5 protein-coding genes are annotated in these 6287 nt (G+C 34.8%); 4 read left to right on the plus strand and 1 reads right to left on the minus strand.

The genetic code is table 11. From position 1 onward, the window contains the following. The first annotated feature begins 19 nt into the window (after positions 1-19). Positions 20-1006 (plus strand): DNA-directed RNA polymerase subunit alpha, encoded by a 987-nt coding sequence (locus MT390_RS19580; RefSeq protein WP_299669095.1) that lies wholly within the window; start codon positions 20-22, stop codon positions 1004-1006. A gap of 35 nt (positions 1007-1041) precedes the next feature. Next, the gene (gene rplQ / locus MT390_RS19585; protein ID WP_299669098.1) at positions 1042-1422 is read left to right on the plus strand and encodes a 50S ribosomal protein L17; all 381 of its coding nucleotides are present in this window, start codon (positions 1042-1044) and stop codon (positions 1420-1422) included. Between the two features lie 68 nt (positions 1423-1490). On the opposite strand, the gene MT390_RS19590 is transcribed toward rplQ, so the two are convergent. Further along, positions 1491-2813 (minus strand): DNA cytosine methyltransferase, encoded by a 1323-nt coding sequence (locus MT390_RS19590; RefSeq protein ID WP_499442889.1) that lies wholly within the window; start codon positions 2811-2813, stop codon positions 1491-1493. 71 nt (positions 2814-2884) lie between these two features. On the opposite strand from MT390_RS19590, the gene MT390_RS19595 reads away from it, so the two are divergent. Continuing rightward, positions 2885-4585, plus strand: a complete 1701-nt coding sequence (locus MT390_RS19595) for an McrB family protein (protein ID WP_499442890.1) — start codon at positions 2885-2887, stop codon at positions 4583-4585. Beyond that, on the plus strand, positions 4578-5858 hold the full coding sequence (locus MT390_RS19600) for an LlaJI family restriction endonuclease (protein ID WP_499442892.1): 1281 nt from the start codon (positions 4578-4580) through the stop codon (positions 5856-5858). Before MT390_RS19595 ends, MT390_RS19600 begins: the two co-directional genes overlap by 8 nt. Positions 5859-6287: the final 429 nt, after the last annotated feature.

The following is a 6287-nucleotide window of genomic DNA, read 5'->3' on the forward strand; positions in this document are numbered from 1 at the left end:
TTTTTAAGAGAGGACATAAATGCAGGGTTCTGTAATTGATTTTCTAAAACCAAGATTAGTTGATATCGAACAAATTTCAACAACTAGAGCTAAGGTGGTTCTTGAGCCACTAGAACGTGGTTTTGGCCACACTTTAGGTAATGCGCTTCGTCGTATTTTGTTATCGTCTATGCCAGGCACAGCGGTAACAGAAGTTGAAATTGATGGTGTACAACATGAGTACAGCACTAAAGAAGGCGTGCAAGAAGATATCCTAGAGATCCTTCTTAACCTTAAAGGTCTAGCTGTAAAACTTGAAGGTAAAAATGAGGTTTTAGTTAGTTTAACTAAATCTGGCGCTGGTCCTGTTACAGCAGGCGACATCATTCATGATGGTGACGTAGAGATAGTCAATCCAGAACACGTGATCTGTAATTTAACAGGCAACGCTGAAATCAGCATGCGTATTAAAATTGAATCAGGTCGCGGTTACGTTCCAGCTTCATCACGTATTCATAGCGAAGAAGATGAGCGTCCAATTGGTCGTCTATTAGTAGATGCGACTTTCAGTCCTGTTGAGCGTATTGCCTACAGTGTTGAATCAGCTCGTGTTGAACAACGTACCGATTTAGATAAGCTTATTATCGATATGGAAACAGATGGTACTTTAGAGCCTGAAGAAGCAATTCGTCGCGCAGCTACAATTTTAGCTGAGCAATTAGACGCATTTGTTGATTTACGAACAAAAGTACAACTTCCAGTTGAAGAAGAAAAACCTGCATTTGATCCAATTCTTTTACGCCCAGTAGATGATTTAGAACTCACTGTTCGATCTGCTAATTGTTTAAAAGCAGAGTCGATTCATTATATCGGTTCTCTAGTACAATGTACTGAAGTTGCGCTTCTAAAAACACCTAACTTAGGTAAGAAGTCTTTAACTGAAATCAAAGATGTACTTGCTTCTCGTGGATTATCTCTAGGCATGCGCTTAGAAGATTGGCCACCAGCAAGTTTAATTGAAGATTAGTCTAAAACCGATTCACGAATAATAAGGATTAGGTTATGCGCCATCGTCAAAGTGGACGTCAACTTAACAGAAACAGCAGCCACCGTCAGGCTATGTTTCGTAATATGGCAATCTCTATTGCTACGCACGAAGTTATCAAAACTACCGTGCCTAAAGCAAAGGAATTGCGTCGTGTAATTGAGCCATTAATTACATTAGCTAAAGTGGATAGCGTTGCTAACCGTCGTTTAGCATTTGCTCGTCTTCGTGATGATGCAGTAGTGGCAAAATTATTTAATGAACTAGGTCCTCGCTACGCGACTCGTCCTGGTGGTTACACTAGTATCATTAAATGTGGTTTCCGTACTGGCGATAAAGCTCCAATGGCTTACATCCAGTTTGTAGACCGTCCAGTTGTAGCGGACGAAGAAGCGTAAGTTTCTTTTTAGTTACATTAAAAAAGCCGAACTTATGTTCGGCTTTTTTTATATATGTATAAAACTTCTTATGTGTTTTTCTCAAATTTTTTCAATGTATTAACTATTTCCTCTGCAACAGCATCAATAACTTTCATGCAAACAGAGTTTCCAAATTGTTTATATATTTGCCCCTGAGATACTGAATCTACGATAAATTCTTCAGGAAAACCTTGTAACCGAGCACACTCTCTTGGAGTTAATTTTCTTGGATTTTTATATATTTCATCTTGGTTAATCAAGATTTCAGAGCCATCTTTGTAATAGCGGGCACTAATTGTGTTTGTATAAACGTCATCTCTATTATTTACAGTACATCCAAAGCCATTACCTTTAGTTTTATGTTGTTCTTTTCTTTTTTGATGCCCTGCCCATAACCTGTCTGAAATAGTAAACCTATCTTTATTGAATTTCTCAAAATCTGCTATAAGCTCCTTATCTGACTGAAGGATGTCGCCGACTCTGGTTAATTCTTTTGAACCAACTGGCCATTTAAATAAATCATTAAAATTTATATCGTCACCAAAGTGGTCTCTATCAAATCCAACAATAAAAATACGTTCTCTATTTTGTGGAACACCAAAGTCCCCCGCCCTTAACACTTTTACATCAACACTATAATTAAGCTTTTGAGAAAGGGCATTTCTTGCTTCTTCACTCATAGGAATATCATCAGAAACTTGTTGTTCATGTTCTCCGCGAAGAATTGATAGTATTGTTTCTAAAGTACGCCCTTTATCATGCCCTCTTAACTGTTTTACATTTTCAAGTAAAAAAGCTTTAGGGCGTTTTTCTGCAAGTATTCGTTGAATTTCAAAAAACATAGTCCCACGAGTATCATCAAAACCTTTACCTAAACCTGCTTGTGAAAATGACTGACAGGGAAATCCAGCTAACAGCAAATCAAATTTTTCATTTGGATGAATATCTTTCGCTTCAATTTGAGTAATATCCCCATTTGGCATTTCACCATAATTCGCTAAATAAGTTTTTTGAGCAAATTTATCCCATTCAGAAGTAAATACACATTTACCACCCAATTTTTGAAATGGTAAGCGTATTCCTCCAATACCTGCAAATAAATCAATAAATTTAAAATCACCTTCTAAGGTGCCATTATATTTAAATGGAGCATTCTCTAAAAAATTATCGATTTTTGATTTTAATGCATTAATATCTTCCAATTTCTTTTTACTGGGGACGTGCTCTCCATTTTCCCAACCTCTTATAGTTCTCTCGCCAGTTGAGGGCATTCCTAATAAATTAGCAAATTGAGTGCGTCCTAACCCGAGTTTTTCTCGTTCTTTTTTTATAAATTCTGATATATTATTGATTTTATTATCTACTTTCATACTTCACTTTACTTATCCGGTTTTTAACCCGGAGACTATATCACTGTATATTAAGACAGGCAAGGAACACTATGTTAAAAGACCTAAATCAAGTAATTCAAGAATGTCGTGCGACATATGATGCTTTGCCCCATAAAAATGATGTGCGTATAGATCCGTTCTTAGCCAAATTATTAAAAAAAGAATTGTCAGAAATAGAACGAAAATCTCTATTTGAAGTATCACCATATTCAATAACTATAACTACTGAAAGTAAGCTTAAGACAGATTTACCGTCCTCGCTGCTTTGGTATGCTTATGCTTTTTATCCATTAGAAAGTGAACTGACAAAGTACCAATCCATTACAAATGAATTAAAAGCCTATCTGAAGGGCATACCTTCCTATACTTCCAAAGATATAGATTCATATTTAAAAAAGCTACCGTCAGAACATGAAGATTTTACCAGTCCTATTGGAATTCAGGCTTTAAAATACTTAAAAGAAAATTTAGATAACGATGATCTTCAGTTGTTTTTAAAGCTCCTCACTGATCGAGACTGGTGGTTTCAACCACTCAAAATAAGTGAACAAACTAAAGGGAAAACATTAGAGCGAACAGATGTATTTCAGTCTTCATTTTGTTTAGCAGCGAGGGTAATTGTTGCAAACTCAGCACGCTTACAAACAATAGTAAAAACATTTAGTAATTCACCAGAGCTTGTAAAATACTTTTCATCAATGAACCATGATGTTGCATATTTTTCAGACAATGTTGATAAGTCTATGGATACAGTTAATGAGACCATCACATTAGAAAATTCATACTCCAGTATTAAAGGTAATAATATTATTTTCTATGGTGCTCCAGGCACAGGCAAAAGTCATATAATTAATGAAAAAACTGCTAGTAGTAAAAAAGTGATAACTGTTTTCCACCCAGATACGCAATACAGTGATTTTGTCGGCTCATTGAAACCGAAAATGGAAGAAGATCCTAATGACTCTTCTAAACGCCAAATTACTTATCAGTTTCGACCGGGCTCTTTTACTAAAGCTTTAGTCCAAGCATTAAACTCTCCTAATGAGCATGTGTATCTAATTATTGAAGAAATTAATAGAGCCCCAGCTGCCGCTGTTTTTGGTGAATTATTTCAATTACTTGATAGAGAAAATGGAGCGAGTAAATACGAAATTGATGCAACAGACCCTGATATGCTTGACTATATAAATAGTCAATTATCTGCTGATAAGTGCATTACAAAGCTTTTCATCCCAGCTAACTTATCCTTACTAGCGACAATGAACAGCAGTGACCAAGCAGTTATGCCTATGGATACTGCATTTAAAAGGCGCTGGAGCTTTAAGTACATAAAAATTGATTTTAATAATGTAGACGTGCCTAAGAATACATTCCTAATTTCAACTACTAATGGCGTTTACAATATTTCTTGGTCCAGTTTCGCACAAATTATTAATAAAACGTTGATTGAATGCAGTGTTGCAGAGGATCGATTACTAGGTCCATTTTTCTTAAATCAAAATGAAATGGAAGATGAAGAAGCTACTAAAGATACTTTAAGTGGTAAGTTATTCGTTTACCTCTGGGATGATGTTCTACGCCATTTAGGACATACAAAATTATTTGCCCCAAATTATAAAACTTTCGGTGATTTATCTAACGCTTTCCAATCTGACCTACCTATATTTAATTCACAAATTGAGGAGGCCATCAAAGACAATGGTGAAGAAGTTATATTAGCAGGATCAAAAAAAGAGAATATTAGTGAATAATATTACCTATTTTAGTGACCGTAGTTTTTTAAAAAACATACCGGAAGAAATTTTGTCAGTTATGCGTTCGTACGGTCTTGTCGCTATTGATGATGTAAAAATCCATTTTTGTGGTCTACTTTGCTATGGGACTAATTTAGCTATATTCCTCCCTAGAAATCATAGCTACCATGAAAGTGATTTAAACATGCCTGGCTACTATTTATTACAAGCGTTGCTTAAATACTTTCGCAATAAAGAAAGTGGCATTTATTCTCAAGAGCAAGGTGATACTGTCATTGGTGGCAGGACTTTTTTACAAATAACTCAATTACTTGATGATTATCGTATTAACGGTTTATATGTACGCAGAATCAAAGAACAGACCATTAATATAGGAAAGGTCAATTGGTCCCGTACGATCGCAAAAAGCACAGCCTTTCCCTCTAATGGTAGTCCTGTTTATTTAGACTTGAGCACTTCTCGATCTCGTTACATGGCTAATTGTGAAACAGCAAAAATTCATGCACAAGTAATTCGAGAATTACTAATCAATTATGGGAAGTTGCTATTTAATACTCCTAATATTATTGACGAACGTTTATTAAGATTAGAAGCTCCCACTGGAGATAAGCGAAGCCAGATTGCTTATCTAGAGCGAGAACTTTGCTTAAGTTATTATGAACGCGATATTTTTCTCATTAAAGGTTTGATTAAGTATCTGCGACATGAAAAAGGTACGGCAGTAAGTGATGTGTTAATTGGAGTTCGTAAATTTCACACGCTATGGGAGTCAATGCTTGATGAATGTTTGGTTGGTAAATATCCTGTCAATAAAAAATTACCTGTTCCTGTTTATCGCACGGTAAAAGACAAGTTTGTAACAATGGCACAAAAAGGGCAAAAGACCGATACTGTCCTTAAACATGAAAAAGACAAATTATTCGCTGTAGTTGATGCTAAATATTATGAAGCAAGTTCTCCTAAAACAGCACCTGGTTGGCCAGATTTGGTTAAACAATTTTACTATCAAAAAGCTGTTTCACAACTAGAAGGTGAAGATGCAGTTATTTCCAATCATTTTATTTTCCCAGGTAAGGAACCTTTTCTTAAATCGGCACATGTAGCTGATAGAGAACAAACAATACAATCAGAAATGGATTGTTTGTCAGAATATTCTCCAATACATTGTCACTATCAAGACCCTATAGAGTTACTTCAATTTTATGTTGAAGGCAAAGAATTAACCACTCTCACTAAAGAGCTGTTTAATATCAATACGAAGCCTAAATAGCATAGTTTAAATATAAACCTAAAGATAAAATGATACTTCATCATTATACGTGTCTTTTTTATTTCACTTTATTTCGCAATTATAATGTGACTCGTAAATGACTCAATGTAGCAGCCTTTTATTTTTCTATTTTCACCTTTCACTTTTTCTTTTCTAAAAATCATCCCGCACTCTTTTTTTTACAAACCCGCCGTAAAATTTCGATTATTTTGAGCAAACTATCAATGGTGACCTATGGACACCATTAAATCGTACTATCGCTATTAAAATGTATTCAACTTTATAAACTAAATTCTTAAAAAATTTTTTAACTCCGCAAATGAGTTTCATTTTTTAACTGTTACTTTAATAATTTGGATCTATTTATTAAGTATAAAAATGCTTATCTTAAGTAGTTTTCAGCAAAATGTATTTGGTTTTATTACGCTA

This window comes from Vibrio sp. 2-Bac 85 (assembly GCF_037546705.1).
In the GTDB taxonomy this organism is placed as follows: domain Bacteria; phylum Pseudomonadota; class Gammaproteobacteria; order Enterobacterales; family Psychromonadaceae; genus Psychromonas.